This window comes from Thalassolituus sp. UBA2590 (assembly GCF_002339775.1).
Taxonomy (GTDB): Bacteria; Pseudomonadota; Gammaproteobacteria; order Pseudomonadales; family Oceanobacteraceae; genus Thalassolituus.
Genome location: NZ_DDKU01000019.1, coordinates 1 through 17,188 on the forward strand (window position 1 = coordinate 1; position 17,188 = coordinate 17,188).

Annotated in this window: 15 protein-coding genes; 6 read left to right on the top strand and 9 right to left on the bottom strand. The window is 51.7% G+C overall.

Going from position 1 to position 17,188, the window contains the following annotated elements; all coding sequences use genetic code 11:
• Positions 1-18: 18 nt before the first annotated feature.
• Positions 19-516, bottom strand: a complete 498-nt coding sequence (locus B2067_RS01485; RefSeq protein WP_301378233.1) for a DUF523 domain-containing protein — start codon at positions 514-516, stop codon at positions 19-21.
• The gene (locus B2067_RS01490; protein WP_301387251.1) at positions 513-1,295 is read right to left on the bottom strand and encodes a methyltransferase domain-containing protein; all 783 of its coding nucleotides are present in this window, start codon (positions 1,293-1,295) and stop codon (positions 513-515) included. Before B2067_RS01490 ends, B2067_RS01485 begins: the two co-directional genes overlap by 4 nt.
• Before the next feature lie 117 nt (positions 1,296-1,412).
• Here B2067_RS01490 and B2067_RS01495 point away from each other — a divergent pair, with 117 nt between their 5' ends.
• On the top strand, positions 1,413-2,069 hold the full coding sequence (locus B2067_RS01495) for a GGDEF domain-containing protein (protein WP_301378235.1): 657 nt from the start codon (positions 1,413-1,415) through the stop codon (positions 2,067-2,069).
• Between the two features lie 7 nt (positions 2,070-2,076).
• On the opposite strand, the gene B2067_RS01500 is transcribed toward B2067_RS01495, so the two are convergent.
• Positions 2,077-3,093 (bottom strand): AraC family transcriptional regulator, encoded by a 1,017-nt coding sequence (locus tag B2067_RS01500; RefSeq protein ID WP_301378236.1) that lies wholly within the window; start codon positions 3,091-3,093, stop codon positions 2,077-2,079.
• A 101-nt stretch (positions 3,094-3,194) separates the two neighbouring features.
• Between B2067_RS01500 and B2067_RS01505 the strand changes: the two genes are divergently transcribed.
• A complete protein-coding gene (locus B2067_RS01505; protein WP_301387252.1) occupies positions 3,195-4,742 on the top strand; it encodes a flavin-containing monooxygenase in 1,548 nt (515 codons plus the stop codon).
• Between the two features lie 67 nt (positions 4,743-4,809).
• On the opposite strand, the gene B2067_RS01510 is transcribed toward B2067_RS01505, so the two are convergent.
• Together B2067_RS01510 and B2067_RS01515 are read right to left on the bottom strand one after the other, a co-directional pair.
• Positions 4,810-5,817 carry a 2-dehydropantoate 2-reductase gene (locus B2067_RS01510; RefSeq protein WP_301387253.1) on the bottom strand — a complete coding sequence of 336 codons (1,008 nt, stop codon included), beginning with the start codon at positions 5,815-5,817 and terminating at the stop codon, positions 4,810-4,812.
• Complete coding sequence (locus B2067_RS01515; protein ID WP_076515550.1) at positions 5,814-6,275, bottom strand: YaiI/YqxD family protein; 462 nt, start codon at positions 6,273-6,275, stop codon at positions 5,814-5,816. Before B2067_RS01515 ends, B2067_RS01510 begins: the two co-directional genes overlap by 4 nt.
• A 163-nt stretch (positions 6,276-6,438) precedes the next feature.
• Here B2067_RS01515 and B2067_RS01520 point away from each other — a divergent pair, with 163 nt between their 5' ends.
• Both B2067_RS01520 and B2067_RS01525 read left to right on the top strand, forming a co-directional pair.
• Positions 6,439-7,308 (top strand): metal-dependent hydrolase, encoded by an 870-nt coding sequence (locus tag B2067_RS01520; protein ID WP_301378239.1) that lies wholly within the window; start codon positions 6,439-6,441, stop codon positions 7,306-7,308.
• A 163-nt stretch (positions 7,309-7,471) separates the two neighbouring features.
• A complete protein-coding gene (locus tag B2067_RS01525; protein WP_301378240.1) occupies positions 7,472-9,100 on the top strand; it encodes a long-chain-fatty-acid--CoA ligase in 1,629 nt (542 codons plus the stop codon).
• Between the two features lie 84 nt (positions 9,101-9,184).
• On the opposite strand, the gene B2067_RS01530 is transcribed toward B2067_RS01525, so the two are convergent.
• The 4 genes from B2067_RS01530 to B2067_RS01545 all read right to left on the bottom strand — a co-directional run bounded on the left by B2067_RS01530 (position 9,185) and on the right by B2067_RS01545 (position 15,909).
• Positions 9,185-9,751, bottom strand: a complete 567-nt coding sequence (locus tag B2067_RS01530) for a nucleotidyltransferase family protein (RefSeq protein WP_301378241.1) — start codon at positions 9,749-9,751, stop codon at positions 9,185-9,187.
• A gap of 116 nt (positions 9,752-9,867) precedes the next feature.
• On the bottom strand, positions 9,868-10,767 hold the full coding sequence (locus B2067_RS01535; RefSeq protein WP_301378242.1) for a crotonase/enoyl-CoA hydratase family protein: 900 nt from the start codon (positions 10,765-10,767) through the stop codon (positions 9,868-9,870).
• Positions 10,767-11,747: an NAD(P)H-dependent flavin oxidoreductase gene (locus B2067_RS01540; RefSeq protein WP_301378243.1), complete on the bottom strand. Its 981-nt coding sequence runs from the start codon at positions 11,745-11,747 to the stop codon at positions 10,767-10,769. Before B2067_RS01540 ends, B2067_RS01535 begins: the two co-directional genes overlap by 1 nt.
• A 79-nt stretch (positions 11,748-11,826) precedes the next feature.
• Positions 11,827-15,909 carry a hypothetical protein gene (locus tag B2067_RS01545; RefSeq protein WP_301378244.1) on the bottom strand — a complete coding sequence of 1,361 codons (4,083 nt, stop codon included), beginning with the start codon at positions 15,907-15,909 and terminating at the stop codon, positions 11,827-11,829.
• Positions 15,910-16,383: 474 nt separating this feature from the next.
• On the opposite strand from B2067_RS01545, the gene B2067_RS01550 reads away from it, so the two are divergent.
• Both B2067_RS01550 and B2067_RS01555 read left to right on the top strand, forming a co-directional pair.
• Positions 16,384-16,533, top strand: a complete 150-nt coding sequence (locus B2067_RS01550; protein WP_301181709.1) for a hypothetical protein — start codon at positions 16,384-16,386, stop codon at positions 16,531-16,533.
• A 98-nt stretch (positions 16,534-16,631) separates the two neighbouring features.
• A partial coding sequence (locus tag B2067_RS01555) for a TolC family protein (protein WP_301378245.1) occupies positions 16,632-17,188 on the top strand: 557 nt, incomplete at its 3' end.

Below are 17,188 nucleotides of genomic sequence, written 5' to 3' on the forward strand. Positions count from 1 at the left end.
TTTGAACAACAGATTTCTTTAATCCTGATTCATCCATTGAATCAGTTCATCCGCCATATCCGGCGTAAAGCAGACAATATTATGCTGTTTCAATAACGCAGTGGTTACGCCGTCGCCGGCGATCAGGGTTCTGGTATGGCTGCCGTCATAGATTTCGCTGACACCGCATGAAGGTGATCTGGCTGCTAGCAGGGCTCCCTGGCATTGATAGCGTTGTGCCGTAGCGAGCGCTTTCTCTGCACCATGGATAAAGGCCTGTGTGACGTCGTCACCTTCATAGGTATGCACTTTCGCTGTGCCAGCGAGCACGGCGCTTCCTCCGCCTTGCTCTGCTTCAGCAGGCGGTCGTGGAGTGGGCAGGCCCCCCAGTGTCTCAGGGCACACAGGAACAAGACGTCCTTCTTCCATCCATTGGTCGAGCAGAGTTTTCAGGTGCGAGACTTTGCCAGCGTTGTCATCACCGTCATAACGTAGTGGCTCGCCGAGCAGGCAGGCACTGACCAGTAGCTTCTTCATTGAGCTTTCCGAAGTAAGAAGTGCACGTAGCGCCCGAGCCGCCGGTGAGGCTCTTTGAGCCCGGTTTCGAGGTCTGAGCGGTTGACGGCATCCTGACCAATACGCTCGCGGATTTTCTGATGCATATGATCATGCACACAGCGGATACCGCGCCAACGAAGCAGTTCGAATCCAAGGTCAGTTATCGCGGACTCAATGTCATCCGGGTTCAGTGGGTGCTGAGGGGCATTCCCTTCTTTCCGCAGCCTGGGGTTGGCGGATTCAGGCGCGTGCGTCCGGCCGTTCATAATCTGGCGCCATTGATGGCCATGCAGGTTGTAAAACATCAGCGACAGCCAGCCTCCAGGTTTTACTTTGCTAGCAAGCACTGGCAGGGCCTCAAAAGGGTGCTCCAGCCACTCCAGAACGGCATGATTGAGAACGATGTCGAATTGCCCGGGAAAGAGCGATTCAACGTCCTGAAGGCGCCCTGGGCGAGTGGTTAGCTGTTGTTTCTCTGCTGCGAAGAGGTCATTAGCCAGACGCAGCATTTCTTCAGAGATATCGCAGAGGCTGATATCCGCACCCTGTTTAGCAAGCGAAAGACTGAACTGCCCCTGGCCTCCGCCGATATCAAGAACCTGCTTGCCTGCGATATCGACCTCGCAGTCGCTGAAGTCCTGTTCCAGCGCCATCAGGCGAAGCTGACCCCGCGGAGTAGCATAAATGGTTCGGCTGAAACGTTCGGCGAGATCGTCAAAATTCCGATCTTTCTGGGTGTCTGAATTCTGTTCTTTCATAGCTATCGTCCGGAGTGTCAGCAGATAATACCAGTAGCAGAGCAGATTTCTGTAGCTGGGCTATACTTCAGACGTATATCGCCTTTTTGATCAGCCGCAGGGAAGTGTTGTACCCGTATGTCTCCAGAGGATATGTTCGTTGAGAAACTCCACTGCCCGGTCGGTGAATCGCATTGCATTCTGTTCGATGAAGTAACGATACTGCGCAAGCAGGTTGTGACTGATCCGCTTACCGGACTGTTTAACGTCCGCCATTTCCGAAAAAGTCTTGAACACGAGCTGGAACGAACCCGCCGGACCGGCATGACGACGGCGCTGATCATGGTCGATCTCGATCACTTTAAGAACATCAATGACACTTGGGGGCACGAGAGTGGCAATCAGGTGCTCCAGACGGTTGCTCAGCTGCTACAGGATCAGACCCGTAAACTCGACATCTGTTGCCGCTATGGTGGCGAGGAATTCGCCGTGATTCTGCCCTCCACCGAACTCATGTTGGCGCGTCAGGTGGCTGAGCGTTGCCTTAACGCTTTGCGGGAAACCGTTATACCTCTTGATGAAACCGACCTTCAGGTCACTGCCAGTATTGGTGTTGCTGTTGCGGATAACAGCGCAAAGACAGCAGAGAGCCTGATCGAGAATGCCGATGAATGTATGTATGAGGCAAAAAGAGGCGGGCGCAATCAGGTGGTTAGCAAACGTCCTCAACCTTCTGAAAGCGCCGTCAGTGCTGATGAGCGGGATGCTCTGCGTGGCCTCTTCGGAGACGATTGAGGTTTACTCAGGACTCTCGTTTTCGGTATTGGGCAGGCGTCATGCTGTGCCACTTTTTAAATGCCCGGATAAAGGCCGCCGCCTCGGTGTAGCCTAACTTTCCTGCGATCACTTCGATGCTGTCTTCGGTGGTATCCAGTAAACGGCACGCTTTCTCTGAACGTACAGATTCGAGCAACTGCTGGAACGTCGTTCCCTCTTCTTTGAGCTGCCGCCTGAAACTGCGCTCACTGGTGCTGAAGGTATCGGCGCATTCATTGATAGAAGGATAGCCCTCCCGGAACATTCCCAGATACTTTTGAACGCGGTCGCTGAGATTGTTCGTTTCTGGCTGGCGGCGCTGTTTCAGCAGTTCGTCGCATTGCTGCTGGTAAAGGCTGAGGGCCGTTGGGTTAGCATTGGGCAGAGGCTGATCCAGAAGTGCCGCGTCAAAGACGAAACGTGCGACATCGGTCCCGAATTCGACCGGGCAGGCGAACGTATCCCGATAGAAGTCAGCTTCAAATGGCTCTGGATAAGGCACAGAGATCAGTTTCTGCATTTTCTGCTGGCCGAGCATGGTCTGCATCATGCTGAGAAACTGAAAGGTGCCAGCGACATCTCGATCGATAATAAAGCGGTGCAGTTCTTCGGGAACATGATAGGGATGCAGTACCAGTGCAGCCTGATCGCCGCTGACTTCAAAGTCGAGTCGGCTGAACAGATAGCTCAATTCCTGATACTTGATACCCAGCTCAATGCCTTCTTTTACTGTGCTGCAGCTCATCAACATCATCGCAAAAGCACCGTAGGCGGCGATGCCAAACGTGCTCGAAAGCTTCATTGCTGCCAGCGGATCATGACGTAGATCAACATAAAGGTCAGAAAGCACAGCCAGTTCATCTGCCTGCGAAATCACCGCCGAGGCATCAATCTGATCTGGGTTAATACCGTTACGAGCCAGAGCTGGCGCGGGGTCTATGCCGTATTTCTTATGTATCTGCTCGGCGGTAAAGCTGAGCGCAAGTATCGATCTTAGGGTCATGGTGGCCGAAATTGTTAATTAGCAGGAAATTCCTGACATGTTTGAGCGCTGACTGCCCCGGCTAAAGTACACAACATAATAACGCGACGGAGCAGAAAACAATGAAAGAAATGAACAACACTCTGCCGAAGTATACAGATACAGTCATCATCGGCGCAGGTCTTGGCGGCCTGGCGATGGGCATTGGTATGCAGAAGAAAGGCCTTAACGATTACATCATTATCGAGAAGTCCACCGAAGTGGGTGGTACATGGCGCGATAATTCGTATCCGGGCTGCGCCTGTGATGTTCAGTCGCACCTGTATTCATACTCTTTCACTAATAAGTCTGACTGGACTAAGCGCTACGCGCCTTGGAATGAGATTCAGCAATATATTCTCGATACTGTAGCAGAATATAACGTGCGTCCGAATATCCGTTTCGGGCTGGAAGTGAACAGTGCTGAATTTGACGAAAAGTCAGCGATCTGGACGGTAGGCACCGCAGATGGTCAGACGGTTCAGTGTCGCTACTTTGTGCTGGCAACAGGCCCTTTGCATGTTCCTCAGATTCCCAATATCCCAGGGCTGGATAAGTTTAAGGGCAAGGTCATGCATTCGGCACAGTGGGACCATGACTATGATCTGAAAGGTAAAAAGGTCGCGTCGATCGGTACCGGCGGTAGTGCAATTCAATACGTGCCTGAGATCGCTCCGGATGTAGAACAGATTGATGTATATCAGCGCACGGCGGCCTGGGTTATTCCTCGTGACGAGCGCCCATATAGTAAGGCCAGTAAATGGGTATTTAATAAGTTTCCATCGCTGCGTCGCTTGTATCGTTCACGTCTGTACTTCACGAATGAAATGCGTGTCTGGCCGATTTTTAACCCAGCCATTGCAAAAGCCGTGGAGTTCTTTGCGAAGCGCTTTATTAACCTTCAGGTTAAAGACCCGGAAGTACGTGCGAAACTCACGCCGGATTACACCATTGGTTGTAAGCGTATCCTGATTTCGAACAAGTGGTATAAAACTTTTAACCGTAAAAATGTTGGCCTGGTTACCGATGGCATCAGCGAAATTCGAGAGAACTCTATCGTTGATAAAAATGGCGTAGAACGTGAGTGCGATACCATTATTCTGGGCACTGGGTTTATCGTAGATCCTCGCGGATATATGGATAAATTCAATCTGAAAGGTCTGCCGGGCCACGACATTCTGGAAGACTGGAAAGACGGCGCTGAAGCGTACCTGGGGAATACAGTGACAGGTTACCCGAACATGTTTGAACTGGTCGGACCAAACTCTGGTCTGGGTCACAACTCCATCATTTTCATGATTGAAGCGCAGGTTCACTACATTCTTGAATGTATGAAAGAAGCGAAGAATCGTGGCGTTGATTACCTGAACGTGAAGAAAACCGCACAGGATGAGTTCAACGAAGAGATTCAGGAGCGCATTAAAGGATCTGTATGGACTTCAGGCTGTTCCAGCTGGTACCAGCAATCTGATGGTAAAAACTTTGTTCTCTGGCCTTACTCAACGCTGGAGTTCTGGAAGCGTAACAAGAGTGTCGTCACCTCTCACTATGATTGGGTAAAAGTGGACGCGGCAACGAAAGGCAATAAGGTGACTGCGGCGAAAGCGAAAAAAGCAGAAGCGGTTGCCTGATGAAAAGTTAGTCATACGGTAGGCGGGTCTTACAGACCGATCGAAGCCTGCTCTTTGCGGCGCTGATTCAGCGCCGCTTTTTTATTTCTTTTAGAATATCATCACTCGGAATTCCAGGCGTTCGCCGACCTTCTTCGATATCTTTAATTAACTCAACAAGTGTCAAATTGGCAGGTGCTTGCAGCCCCAGTGCGTGAGCGGCTCTGACGACTGCGCCATTAATGTAGTCAATTTCAGTTGTTCGTTGGTTGTTAAGATCTTCCCACATTGACGATCTCGCCTGAGGATCAATCGCGAGCATTGAAGAGGCGAGTTTCTTAAACCATGAATCAGGAGCCTTCAGGAGGACAGGAATCCATCGTGCAGGCAGTTTGGTTAATTTCGGCAGCGTCAGCTGTTCTTGTTTGGTGACTTCTATTAACTCGCTCATCGCCAGGCTGAGAATGGTCCGGTAGCTTCGGGTTTCAAGCTCCTGCTTCAGTGGCAGGTTACTCACTGCGTTAATCGCATTATTGAGGTTCAGCTGTAATTTTGCCCACTGTAATGCCTCGAAGCCTGAGGTCGTGTGTAGCCGGAACCCCATGTCATGAAAGGCGCTATCGAGTTGCATCGCGATAGTGCTATCAATCAGCTCTTCGCAGTAAACATCGCCTTCGGTTCCACGATGAAACCGACAGTTGTCCATGGGGGCGACATTGAAGCCGACGATGCCGCGGATGACCGGGTTCCTCAGCTGCCGCAGCATGTCGTCGCTGCCGATGCCGTTCTGCAGGCTGATGACGGGCGTTGTCTTCGCTGCAAATGCCTGAAGTTGCTGGGCAGCTTCGTGGACTGCCAGACATTTTACTGTGAGCAGAATGAGGTCCGCAGAGGCCAGAGCATCTGTCGAATCCGTGACGGTCAGATTTGAGTATTGGCAGTCCCTTTCCTGATAATCGCTCAGCGCCATATGTCCGGCACGGTTGAATGCATTGATCAGTCGCTCACGCCCGATCAGGGTAACTTCATGGTGTTTGCTCAATACGGCACCGAGATAGCAACCGATTGCTCCCGCGCCCAGAACTGCTATTTTCATGTGGATGCCCGTTTTGCGCGCGCCAGCCAGCGGTCCAGAGAGTTGGCAAAGGTTTGCTTATCTTTGTCTGAAAACGCCGCAGGCCCGCCACTCTGGACGCCCGAAGAGCGCAGGGTTTCCATAAAGTCACGCATTTGCAGCTTTTGCCGGATTGTCTGCGGGTTATAGGTCTCGCCCCGGTTGTTGATGACGTCGACTTTGTTTTCCATAACCTCGGCAGCGAGAGGAATATCCTGGGTAATCAGCAGGTCGCCAGCGACCGCTTCCTGCGCGATGTAGTTATCTGCGACATCGAAGCCCGGCTCCACCTGATGTGAAGTAATGCACGGGTGCGGCGTCACCGGAACCCTGTGGTTGGCGACAAAACGTGTGGTCATTTCGGTGCGTATAGCCGCCTTACAGATGATCTCTCGAACGGCTTTTGGCGTGGCGTCGGCATCGACCCAGATCGTTGGCATAGTTGATCAGCCTGTCAGTTATTTGCCACACATTATGACCTAAAGCGGTATTTTTTTTCACCGGAGATTGTTTGCTTTCAACCTGTTGCCGGTATGCGTCTCGGGTGACTATAAATAAAACACAACAACAGATGACTTAAACCTGTTCTGACAGGAGGACACTATGACAGCAACTGCAGATCATCCGGCCATTAAGCCACGGCACATGTCGATGCCGTTCGAGCAACTGGATACGCCTTATTTCTTCGACAATAACGCATTACTTTCTGCATTTTTTGCCGCATTGTCGTCCACCTTTCCTGCGGGTGAGGGCGAGTTTATCGCTTCTGTCCGTCAGTATCGCGACAAGATCAAAAGCCCAAAGCTGAAGGAAGAAATCCGCGGTTTTATTGGTCAGGAAGGACATCATAGCCGTCAGCATGAGCGCGTGAATGAAGCCCTGCGCGAGCTTGGCTTCGACGCGGTTGCGCTCGACAAAGACCTGGGCAACTACATCCAGAAGCACGTAGTTAATCGCTCTGATAAGTTCCGCCTGGCGATGACTGTCTGCATGGAGCACCTCACTGCGATTCTTGCTGAGCATCTGCTGACTTACCCAGAGACCTTAGAGAATCTGGCTCCGTCAGTGCAGGACCTGCTCTACTGGCATGCAGTTGAAGAGATTGAGCATAAGTCTGTCGCCTTTGACACCTTTATGAGCACCGAAGGTGATCAGAAATACCTGCGCTGGTGTCAGGTGTATGCCACGCTGTTTTTCTTCCACCGCATCGGCTGGTACACCATCAAACTGCTGTGGTGGCAGCGTAAAATGCCGTCCTGGAAGGAATTCAAAGGCTTCTGGCGTTTCATGACCGGTAAGAAGGGTATGTTTACTGGTGTAACCAAAAACTACCTGGACTGGTTCAAGAAAGGTTTCCACCCATGGGACCACGACAATATGGATCTGATCGAGCGTTGGAAAACCGAGTTCTACCGTGAAGAGCAGGACATGAAACTGCAGAAAGAAAAAGACAAGCTGAAAGCGGCCAGTTAATTGACCAAACTTGAAGCTTAGTCACATAAAGGCCGCCGACGAGCGGCCTTTTTTATGGTCAGCTACACCCTGACCTCTATATTTGGACACAAACCACCTTGTCATTCGTAAACGACCTACCTATCGTAACAGGCACAAAAATAAACACCTCTGGAGAACTCCTATGCAAGGTCTGATGATGGATCGCCCACTGCTGGTATCAACATTGTTGCAGCATGCGGAAGCGACCTACCCGAATACTGAAATTGTGAGTCGTCGCTGTGAAGGTGATATTCACCGTTACACCATGAAAGACGCTGCCAGCCGTGCCCGTAAAGTGGCTAACCTGCTGACCCGTCTTGATATTCAGGACAGCGATCGTGTAGCCACACTGGCGTGGAACAACTATCGCCATTTCGAGTTGTATTACGGTATTTCTGGCTTTGGTGCGGTACTGCACACCATTAACCCGCGCTTGTTCGCCGAGCAGTTGGTGTACATCATCAATCATGCTGAAGACCGCTACATTTTTGTCGACCTGACCTTCGTGCCACTACTCGAGGCGATCCTTCCACATATCGGTAACGTCGAAGGCTTCATCATTTTGTGTGATGAAGACAAAATGCCGGAGACCAAGCTACCTAATGCGCTTTGTTATGAAACGCTGCTGGCGGCAGAATCCGACGAATTTGAATGGCCTGAGTTTCCTGAAACCAAAGGTGCCAGCATGTGCTACACCTCAGGTACCACGGGTAACCCGAAAGGCGTTCTCTATTCACACCGCTCAACCTGCCTGCACGCGTTTGCTTCCGTCGGTGAAGAGGTGATGGGCCTGTCATCCAGTTCATGCTTCCTGCCGGTTGTTCCTATGTTCCATGTGAACGCCTGGGGCACGCCGTACTCTGCATGTATTACTGGGGCCAAGCAGGTATTCCCGGGGCCAGGGATGGATGGCGCTTCTCTGTGGGAGCTGATCGAAGCAGAAGAGCCTGATCTGCTGTTAGGTGTTCCGACGGTATGGCTGATGCTGCTGAATCATATGGACAGCATTGGTAAGAAACTGGAATCAGTGAAGAACGTGATTGTTGGTGGTGCTGCCGCGCCTCTGCAGATGATTAAAGACTTTGATCAGAAGCACGATGCCTTCCTGATTCATGCCTGGGGGATGACCGAAACCAGCCCGATCGGGACGATCAATGCGATGAACCCGATCATGGCGAAACTGCCTAAAGAAGAGCAGTACCAGCTTCAGCGTAAGCAGGGCCGCCCTATCTTTGGTATCGAAATCAAGATTATTGATGACGAAGGTAATCGCCTGCCGCATGACGGTGAGACATACGGTCGCCTGATGATTCGTGGGCCATGGGTGGTGAACGGCTATTACAACAACGACGATACCTCCAGTTTTGAAGACGGCTGGTTTGATACCGGCGATGTGGCGACGATCGACCCTGACAGCTATATGAACATCGTTGACCGCTCTAAGGACGTTATTAAGTCTGGTGGTGAGTGGATCAGCTCGATTGACCTTGAAAATACAGCGGTAGGCCACCCGGATTTGGCAGAATGCTGTGTGATCGGTGCTCGTCATCCCAAGTGGGATGAGCGTCCGATCTTACTGGCGATCAAAAATGAAGGTGCCGACGTTGATGAGGCCAGTGTGCTTGAATATCTCGAAGGTAAGATCGCTAAATGGTGGATGCCCGATGCCGTTATTTTCGTAGAGTCTCTGCCTCATACCGCGACCGGTAAGTTGCTGAAAATTGACCTGCGTAAAGACTATGAGAACTATCTGATCGAAAACGCCAACTGATCATAAGTCAGGCGCTTCTTATTGGAGCGGTTTAGAGAAAGCCCGGTTTGCATACGCAATCCGGGCTTTTTTGTATTTGAGGAATCAGGCCGGGTAAGGAAGATCTTCCGGGCGATTAACGTCAGAGTGAATCATAGAGTCTCCGATCATCACATTAACGTAGGGGGCGTCTGGTATCAGGCGCGCTTCTGTCCTGTGACCGTGCAACTGCATCAGTTCGAAGGCGTGTTCTTTTCTGAAGCCGGTTGGATATCCGGGCTGACCATATTCATCAATAGGGCGGGCACAATCGTGGTCTTCGAGGTGGGACGCGAGAACCCGGTAGGTTTCGGCCGTGATCCACGGCATATCGGCTCGGGCAATGATCCAGCCATCCCAGTCCTGATTTGCGTGCACGCCAAAAGCAATGCTGTCACCGATACCGCGGGCGGCATCCGGGCATACGCCGGCTTCAGCGCCATCGTCGATACAGTGGTCAAGTATGGATTGATCGCCTTCATGCAGTACGACATAACATGGCAGACCAGACTGAAGGGCGTTTTCAATACTGGCTTTCAGCATACATGTCTGACCCGGCCAGGGGGCGCATCGTTTGTCACTGCCAAAACGGGAACTACGACCCGCAGCGAGAAGGATAATGCCTGTTTTCATCGTTAATCCTCCCTGTCAGAGGTGTTCGATACTTATCCGACGCTATCACAGGCTATTGACCGACAGCTCAGTAAAAATGTTACTGCCTGTCGGTTACACAAGGCGGCCTTGTGAGGTCAGTCTGATGATTCAACGTCATCCCACCAGGGATAGACATCTGGCATATCAGTGCTGACACGGCCCTGAAAGTCGGACGGGCGTTTTTCTAAGAAGCTCGCCACACCTTCTTTGCCGTCTTTCAGGCTGGTGTAGAACATTCCGAGCGACTCAATCTTATGTGCTTCTGCCGGATGAGTCATCGCACTGTTGCGGTACATCATCTGGCGAATCATGGCCACAGATACAGCAGAGCGCTGAGCTATGCTGGCTGCGAGGCGCCGGGCTTCCTGCAACAGTTCGTCGGCGGGAACGACTTTGCTGACAAAGCCTGCATCTTTGGCCTCATCTGCCTTAAAAATATCGGCCGTCATCGTCCATTCGAGTGCTTTCGAAATGCCGACAATCCGCGGTAAGAACCAACTGGAGCAGGCCTCTGGCACGATACCGACCTTACTGAACACGAAACCGATACGAGTATGCTCACAGGCGAGACGAATATCCATGGCACAGGTCATGGTTGCGCCAATTCCTACTGCGGCACCGTTGATCGCCGCAATAACTGGTTTAGTGCAGCGGAAAATCGCCAAAGCAACTCGACCACCGGTATCGCGCACACCCTCGACGATCTCTTTGTCGCTGAAGCGCTCATTCAGGTCACTGAGTGTCGGCTGCTGGGATTCATCCAGTCCGAAGACGTTCCCTTCTTTTGACAGATCCATACCTGCACAGAAAGCCTTACCTGCGCCGGTGACAATGATGGCTCGGACATCATCGTCCGCACTGGCGCGATCAATTGCATGAATCAGCTCGTTGCACATTTCAACCGTGAAGGCGTTCATCTGCTCAGGACGGTTAAGAGTCAGTGTCAGAACGTGATCGTTGACGCTCCAGTCGAGGGTAGAGTAGGAATGGCTCATCAGAAGTCTCCAGTGAAAGAAGAAACGGCGTTCTGGTATTCGGCTTTCAGGCGCTTAACCAGCTCGGCAGTTGTCGGTACGTCAGCGATGCTGCCAACCCCATGACCCGCTGACCATAGATCTTTCCATGGCTTAGCGCTGGTGGCCTGAGCCATTTTTTCTGTATCCAGTTCTGCACCAAAATCGACATGATCGGGTTTCTGATGCGTGGCGAGGTCAATATCGTGGGCGTCCAGTGAAGGCTTCAGGAAAGAAGCATTCACGCCCGAAATCTTCGGTGTATAAACAATGTCGCCAGCGCTGCTGGTGGTCAGCATTTCTTTGTATTCAGGCTGCACCTGGCATTCCTGAGTGCCTATAAAACGGGTACCCATGTAGGCCATATCAGCGCCCATCATCCTGGCTGTGGCGACGTCACGCCCGGTACTCAGGCTACCCGCCAGCAGAATCGTTTTATCAAAGAACTGCTTCAGCTCATTAATCAGCGCAAACGGATTCCAGTCACCGGCATGGCCTCCGGCGCCACCACAGACAGCTATTAAACCGTCCACGCCAACCGAGGCAGCTTTGCGCGCGAAGCGGGTATTCACGACATCATGGAAAACGACGCCGCCGTAACTGTGTACGGCATCCACAACATCCTGAACTGCCCCAAGGGAGGTGATTACCAGAGGCACCTTGTGCTTAACAATGATTTCCAGATCCTGCTGCAGGCGGGCGTTACTTTTGTGTACGACCAGATTAACTCCAAACGCTGCGGCGGGTTCACCGGTTTGCTCTGCGTGAGCATCGAGATCCGCGCGGATTTCGGTCAGCCACTGATCCAGGCCTTCGCTTGAGCGCTGGTTTAATGCCGGAAACGTACCAATCACACCGGCTTTGCAGCACTCAGTGACCAGGCTAGGGCCAGAGGCCAGAAACATAGGGGCAACCACCACGGGTAATTTGAGGCCGGGTCGCAAAGAATCGGGCAATGACATGAACAGTCTCCGGAAAATAAAAAACGGGGAATGATATTCTCATTCCCCGTGATTGGATTAAACAGTCGATTGTGCCAAATCAGGCTCTGACACGCCCTGTCAGCAGAGGTGCAGAGAGCAGGGCCAGCAACCAGAATATGGCACCGCCTCCAGAACCGCCACCGCCAGAAGAGGCTGCAGGCGCAGGGTCCACGTTTGAAAGCACCCGGATCGTCATCTCTGCCGAGTCACTGAGTTTCGGAATGCCGTTATCAGTCACAGTAGCTGAAATTGTGTAGTCCCCTGCAACCAAACCATCAGAGCTGAAGGTGATGCTGTTACCTAACTCATAGGAGTCAGCCAGGTTAATATCGTCGGACGACCACTCGACATAATGACGATCTGAGGTGTCTTCATCGGAGATAATAACCTCAATAGTAACATCGCCCATACCCTCAAGGATGGCCGCTTCCTCTCTACCTGCCTGAGTTAGAATTAAAGCTACGCTAGGAGCATTAAGATTCACATCCAGTGTGCCGTCGCCATTACTGTCGCGATAAACAACACCGTTCATGATGAGCCCCGGAAGTTGTCGGTCTGAACCGAAATCCCACACCTCACTATCCCAGTTTTCGTAGAGTGTACCTTTGTCGGTGCAGGTGAAATTGTTGGGAGAGGTTGGACATTGAAGCTCGCTAAGCAAGGCACCGAAGTATTCACTTCTGCTGCCTGCACTATTTGATCGGGTGCTGGCGTCTGTTGCCCAATATAAGAACGCGTTATTATTGTTGGAACCAACACTATAGCCCAGCAGACCGCCACCGCTATCGCTTTCAACGTACCCTGCCGAAAGGCCTTCAGAGAGGTTGCTGTCGCTAAGTCGGCCAATCAGGCCCCCTACATCGTATTTGCTTTCTGCTAGAATGGCAGCGCTGGAGAATACATTATTGACGGTACTATCATATACCGCACCTGCGATGCCGCCAGCGTGCTTGGAGGTTCTAACACTGCCTAAGACGAATATGTTGTTAAGCTTGGCATAGCCTACATTGGCTGCGAGTACGCCTGCTTGATTGCTGCCGGTTACCGATGTCATGAAGCCAGTCATAGCTATACGACTGATTTCGGCAGGCAGGGCTTTAGTACCTTCGACATGACCAAATAGTCCTGCATCACCGGTTCTGTCCACGTAAAGGTTGCGTATTTGGTGGCCATTACCGTCAAACTTGGCACGAAATTCACCAAAGTCGGAAGAGCCAATCGGCTCCCAGCCCTCACCATCATTCCAGTAGGCATCCAGCTCATTAATCTGACCATCGCTATTGGTATCAAAATCCAGATCAGAGGTCAGTTCATATCCGGCGCAACGCTGCTCCATCGAACCCTCCCGGATGAGACCTGGACATCCCGTGCTGTCTATACCTTGGTATTCATCAAATCGTTGACCTATTCCATCAAGAGAAAATCGTATGGCGTTTAACTCTTCTAATGAAGCGACGTCTATCAGGCCATCAGAGTCAGCATCGGCGTCAATGATGCCGTCGTTATTATCGTCGGTGTCGACCGCATCGGTGATGCCGTCGTTATCACGATCATTTGGATAATCATCATAGGATAAACCGCTGTTGGTCTGGCAGATTGTGTCACAGCCGTCGGCCCATTTATCGACCAGACCATCATTATCGGCATCTTGCGATGCAGCAGCTGAAGCTGGGAAGGCGTCGTAAGTTAATCCTGACTGCTCTCTGCATACTGCGTCGCAACCAGTTGTCCACCGGTCTGCTGCTCCATCACTATCTAGGTCCATGGAAGCGGAAAAGTTATATGGAAAGGCATCACTCTCGTCCCGAGAGCCATCGCCGTCGCTGTCACGGTAAACATGATCCCCCATGATCAGTCCGGGTAGCTGCAGGCCCGTTCCAAAATCCCATACATCACTGCTCCAGCTTGCGTATAATGTGCCGTTATTAGTGCAGGTGCTATTGTTGGGAGAAGTCGGGCACTGAAGCTCACTCAGGAGTGCACCAAAGTATGAGGCATTAGAACCTGGACTCGTTTCCTGGCGACTAGTGTCGGTCGCCCAGAAAAGGGATTCGTAGTTGTTCTGAGTGTCGATGCCCAGCAGGCCATACCCGTTTTCAACATACCCCGTCGTCAGGCTATTTGAAAGGTTGCTACTGTAACTCTCTCCGATTAGTCCACCTCCCAAATTCGGGCGGTATACATTGTCGTTGATGGCGACGCTTGAGAATACATTGCTGATCCGAGTTTCTGTAATATTGGCTGCAAGTCCGCCACTATAACGAAAGGACTTATTTACTTCGATACTCCCGGTTAGGAACACTCGGTCAATTTCAGCCTTATTTATTCCAGCAGCCAATAATCCACCTACCCCATACGTAACTTGGACTCTCCCGTTTATGGCGATTTTAGTAATTCGAGGGGGAAAATGGTCATTGCCTGCTATCTCTCTAAACAATCCGGCGTTTCCCGGCTGGTTAATATACAAATTATCTATCAGATGACCATTACCGTTGAAGTGGCCAGAGAACCCGCGACCGCCGCTAATCGGTATCCACCCTTTACCATCGTTCCAGTAGGTATCCAGCTCATTCATCTTGCCATCGCCATTGGTATCAAAATCCAGATCAGCAACCAATTCGTATCCGTGGCAGCGCTGCTGCGCAATACCTTCCCAAAGTATGATCGGGCAACCTGAGTTATCCCAGAGTCCTTCGTCGACCATTACTTGCCCTGAGCCATCGAGCCCGAATCGGACTGCATTAAGTTCTTCTAGCGAAGCAATATCGATCAGGCCGTCAGAGTCGGCATCGGCATTAGTGACGCCGTCATTATTATCATCGGTATCGATAGCGTCGCTGACGCCGTCGTTATCACGATCACTTGGAAAATCATCGAAGGTTAAGCTGCTGCTAATCTGGCAGGCTGTGTCACAGCCGTCGGCCCACTCATCGACCAGACCATCCAGGTCGGCATCCAGATATGCCGCGTCGGAGGATGGGAACGCGTCGAAAATCATGCCACTATTAATACGGCAGTTGATATCGCAGCCAAGAGTAAAGCGATCAGGGGAGCCATCGCTATCGGTATCCATTGACGCCGCAAACGTGTCTGAGTAAGCATCGTCTTCGTCCAGGGCGCCATCTCCGTCGCTGTCACGGTAAACACGATCACCCATTATCAGTCCGGGTAGTTGCTGACTAGTTCCAAAGTTCCATACCTCACTGTTCCAACTTTCGAATAAGGTGCCGGTAACGGCACAGGTGTCGTTGTCTGAGGATGTTGGACATTGAAGTTCACTCAATCGTGCACCAAAGTAGGAGGCGTTAGAGCCTCGGCTTGTTTCCTGGCCACTAGTGTCGGTTGCCCAGTATAAGGACTCGCTGTTATTCGGATAGTTGTAGCCCAATAGACCGTAACCGTTTTCAACATATCCTGTCGCAATGCTATTGGAGAGCTCGCTGTCATCGAGGTAACCGATCAGGCCACCTTGATAATTGCCTCGTAGGAGAGCAGCACTGGAGAATACATTACTCACAGTGCTGTCGGAGATTGTGCCCGCGAGGCCGCCAGTATACGCTTGGGATCTGATACGACCGGTGATAAAAACGCGATCAATCTCAGCATAATTAACGCGGGCAGCGAGTGCGCCGGCATGATAGCGACCGGTAATGGATGTCATTAGACCGGTAATGGCTAATTTGGTTATTGTGGAGGGACGGGTGGACGTGCCTTCGATGTAACCAAATAGCCCAGCAGTACTACTGGTTCTATTGATGTAGAGGTTGCGTATCTGATGGCCGTTACCATGAAAGTCGCCTGTGAAGGCGTTTGAAGAAGACGAGCCTATCGGCCCCCAGCCCTGACCATCATTCCAGTAAGTGTCCTGTTCATTCATCTGGCCATCGCCGTTGGTATCGAAGTCCAGATCCGTCGTTAGCTCAAAGCCATTACAACCCTCTTCCGGGCAGCCTGTGCTGTCACCATACAGGGCTGCGCCATCAAGGTGATTACGGATTTCGTTCAGGTCGGCAAGGTCGTTAATTTCGATCAGGCCGTCGTCGTCGAGGTCATAGTCGGCGCGATCGCCAGCAGCTATGGCGTTAAAGGACAGGATGGTACTGCAGAGTAGGGCGGCTCTGCTGATGGCGCGGATGTACATTATTGGTGGTTCTCCCATGTCAGGGAGGCACGTCAGAGGTCTTACAGCGTGAGTCCGCTGTATTCTTCGAGTGCATACATCCCTGTATGAATTCAATGTGGCAGGAGGTTACCATACTGGCCTCTTCATCTGAATCAGATTCCGTGGAATTTGCGTGGGGTTGCGTGGGGTAACGTGGGGAAAATTGACGCCGCGCGCCTGGAGATTTAACCTATGAGTGTCTTATATGGTTTCTTCAGAGTGCTGATGTCGCGACGTTTCCGATTTTCCGGTGTATTGCTTATGTTGCTGGCTATTCTGGCTCAGCCGGTGTTGGCTGCCGGGTCGTTGTGCAGCCTGGGTCATGGTGGTTCATCCGACATAGTTAGTACGTAGATGGCGCATGACCATTCGATGCATGAGCATCATGGGAATGACATCAGTAAAGCTTCCGAACCGAACAGCCATAACTGCTGCGACAGTGGCACGTGTGATATGCCTGAATGCTCTGTGCATATTATGGGGCTGACGGGGCTCAGCGTGTCGATTCCTGTCATCAATATTACAAGCTCAATCTCTTCGATGGTCGCTCAAGATCATCCTTCTGTTGCGGATTCTCTCTACCGCCCACCCATTCTGGCCTGACCCAGGATAAGTGCGCCCGGAATACGGGTTTGCACGCCTCATTTATAGCTATTTTTTAAGTTTTTCTCTTTAGAGGCGAAAGCCAGAGACGCTTTGTTATGTCGTTAAAATTATCCAGTGCGCGGTGGTTAGGTCTTGTCGCGCTGACGTTATCAGGTCAGGTGTTTTCTGCTGAGCTGACACTCAATCAGGCTATCGAGCAGGCGCTTGAACAGGACCTGTGGCAAACCAGCAGTGTGCAACGTGAGCAGGCCTTGATTGACCGTGCTCAGTCGAGCGGTTCATTGCCTGACCCTTCGGTCACTCTGACGGCAGGAAATTTCCCGGTCGATACCTTTGATATCCAGCAGGAGCCGATGACGCAGTTAAGTGTCGCGGTGACGCAGATGTTTCCCCGTGGGGACAGTCGTGCACTGACTGCGCAGAGAAATCGGGAGCTGTCATCTCAGCAGCCGCTGTTACGCCAGGATCGCGCTTTAAGAGTCAGGCAAGCGGTTACCCGCCTTTGGCTGCAGGGCTATCAGGCGCAGGAAAGCATCAAGCTGATGGAGCAGGAGCGTGATCTGCTTCGTCAGTTGGTCGATGCCGCCCGGGCAGGTTATGCATCGGGACTAAATAACACCCGCCAGCACACTGCTGTCCCACAGTTTTGGGA

Excerpts from the sequence above, each read along its gene's own strand:
- B2067_RS01495 (WP_301378235.1), top strand. The coding sequence starts at position 1,413 with ATGTCTCCAGAGGATATGTTCGTTGAGAAACTCCACTGCCCGGTCGGT.
- B2067_RS01520 (WP_301378239.1), top strand. The coding sequence starts at position 6,439 with ATGACAGCAACTGCAGATCATCCGGCCATTAAGCCACGGCACATGTCG.
- B2067_RS01545 (WP_301378244.1), bottom strand. The coding sequence starts at position 15,909 with ATGTACATCCGCGCCATCAGCAGAGCCGCCCTACTCTGCAGTACCATC.
- B2067_RS01485 (WP_301378233.1), bottom strand. The coding sequence starts at position 516 with ATGAAGAAGCTACTGGTCAGTGCCTGCCTGCTCGGCGAGCCACTACGT.
- B2067_RS01510 (WP_301387253.1), bottom strand. The coding sequence starts at position 5,817 with ATGAAAATAGCAGTTCTGGGCGCGGGAGCAATCGGTTGCTATCTCGGT.
- B2067_RS01530 (WP_301378241.1), bottom strand. The coding sequence starts at position 9,751 with ATGAAAACAGGCATTATCCTTCTCGCTGCGGGTCGTAGTTCCCGTTTT.
- B2067_RS01525 (WP_301378240.1), top strand. The coding sequence starts at position 7,472 with ATGCAAGGTCTGATGATGGATCGCCCACTGCTGGTATCAACATTGTTG.
- B2067_RS01515 (WP_076515550.1), bottom strand. The coding sequence starts at position 6,275 with ATGCCAACGATCTGGGTCGATGCCGACGCCACGCCAAAAGCCGTTCGA.
- B2067_RS01505 (WP_301387252.1), top strand. The coding sequence starts at position 3,195 with ATGAAAGAAATGAACAACACTCTGCCGAAGTATACAGATACAGTCATC.
- B2067_RS01540 (WP_301378243.1), bottom strand. The coding sequence starts at position 11,747 with ATGTCATTGCCCGATTCTTTGCGACCCGGCCTCAAATTACCCGTGGTG.
- B2067_RS01535 (WP_301378242.1), bottom strand. The coding sequence starts at position 10,767 with ATGAGCCATTCCTACTCTACCCTCGACTGGAGCGTCAACGATCACGTT.
- B2067_RS01490 (WP_301387251.1), bottom strand. The coding sequence starts at position 1,295 with ATGAAAGAACAGAATTCAGACACCCAGAAAGATCGGAATTTTGACGAT.
- B2067_RS01550 (WP_301181709.1), top strand. The coding sequence starts at position 16,384 with ATGCCTGAATGCTCTGTGCATATTATGGGGCTGACGGGGCTCAGCGTG.
- B2067_RS01500 (WP_301378236.1), bottom strand. The coding sequence starts at position 3,093 with ATGACCCTAAGATCGATACTTGCGCTCAGCTTTACCGCCGAGCAGATA.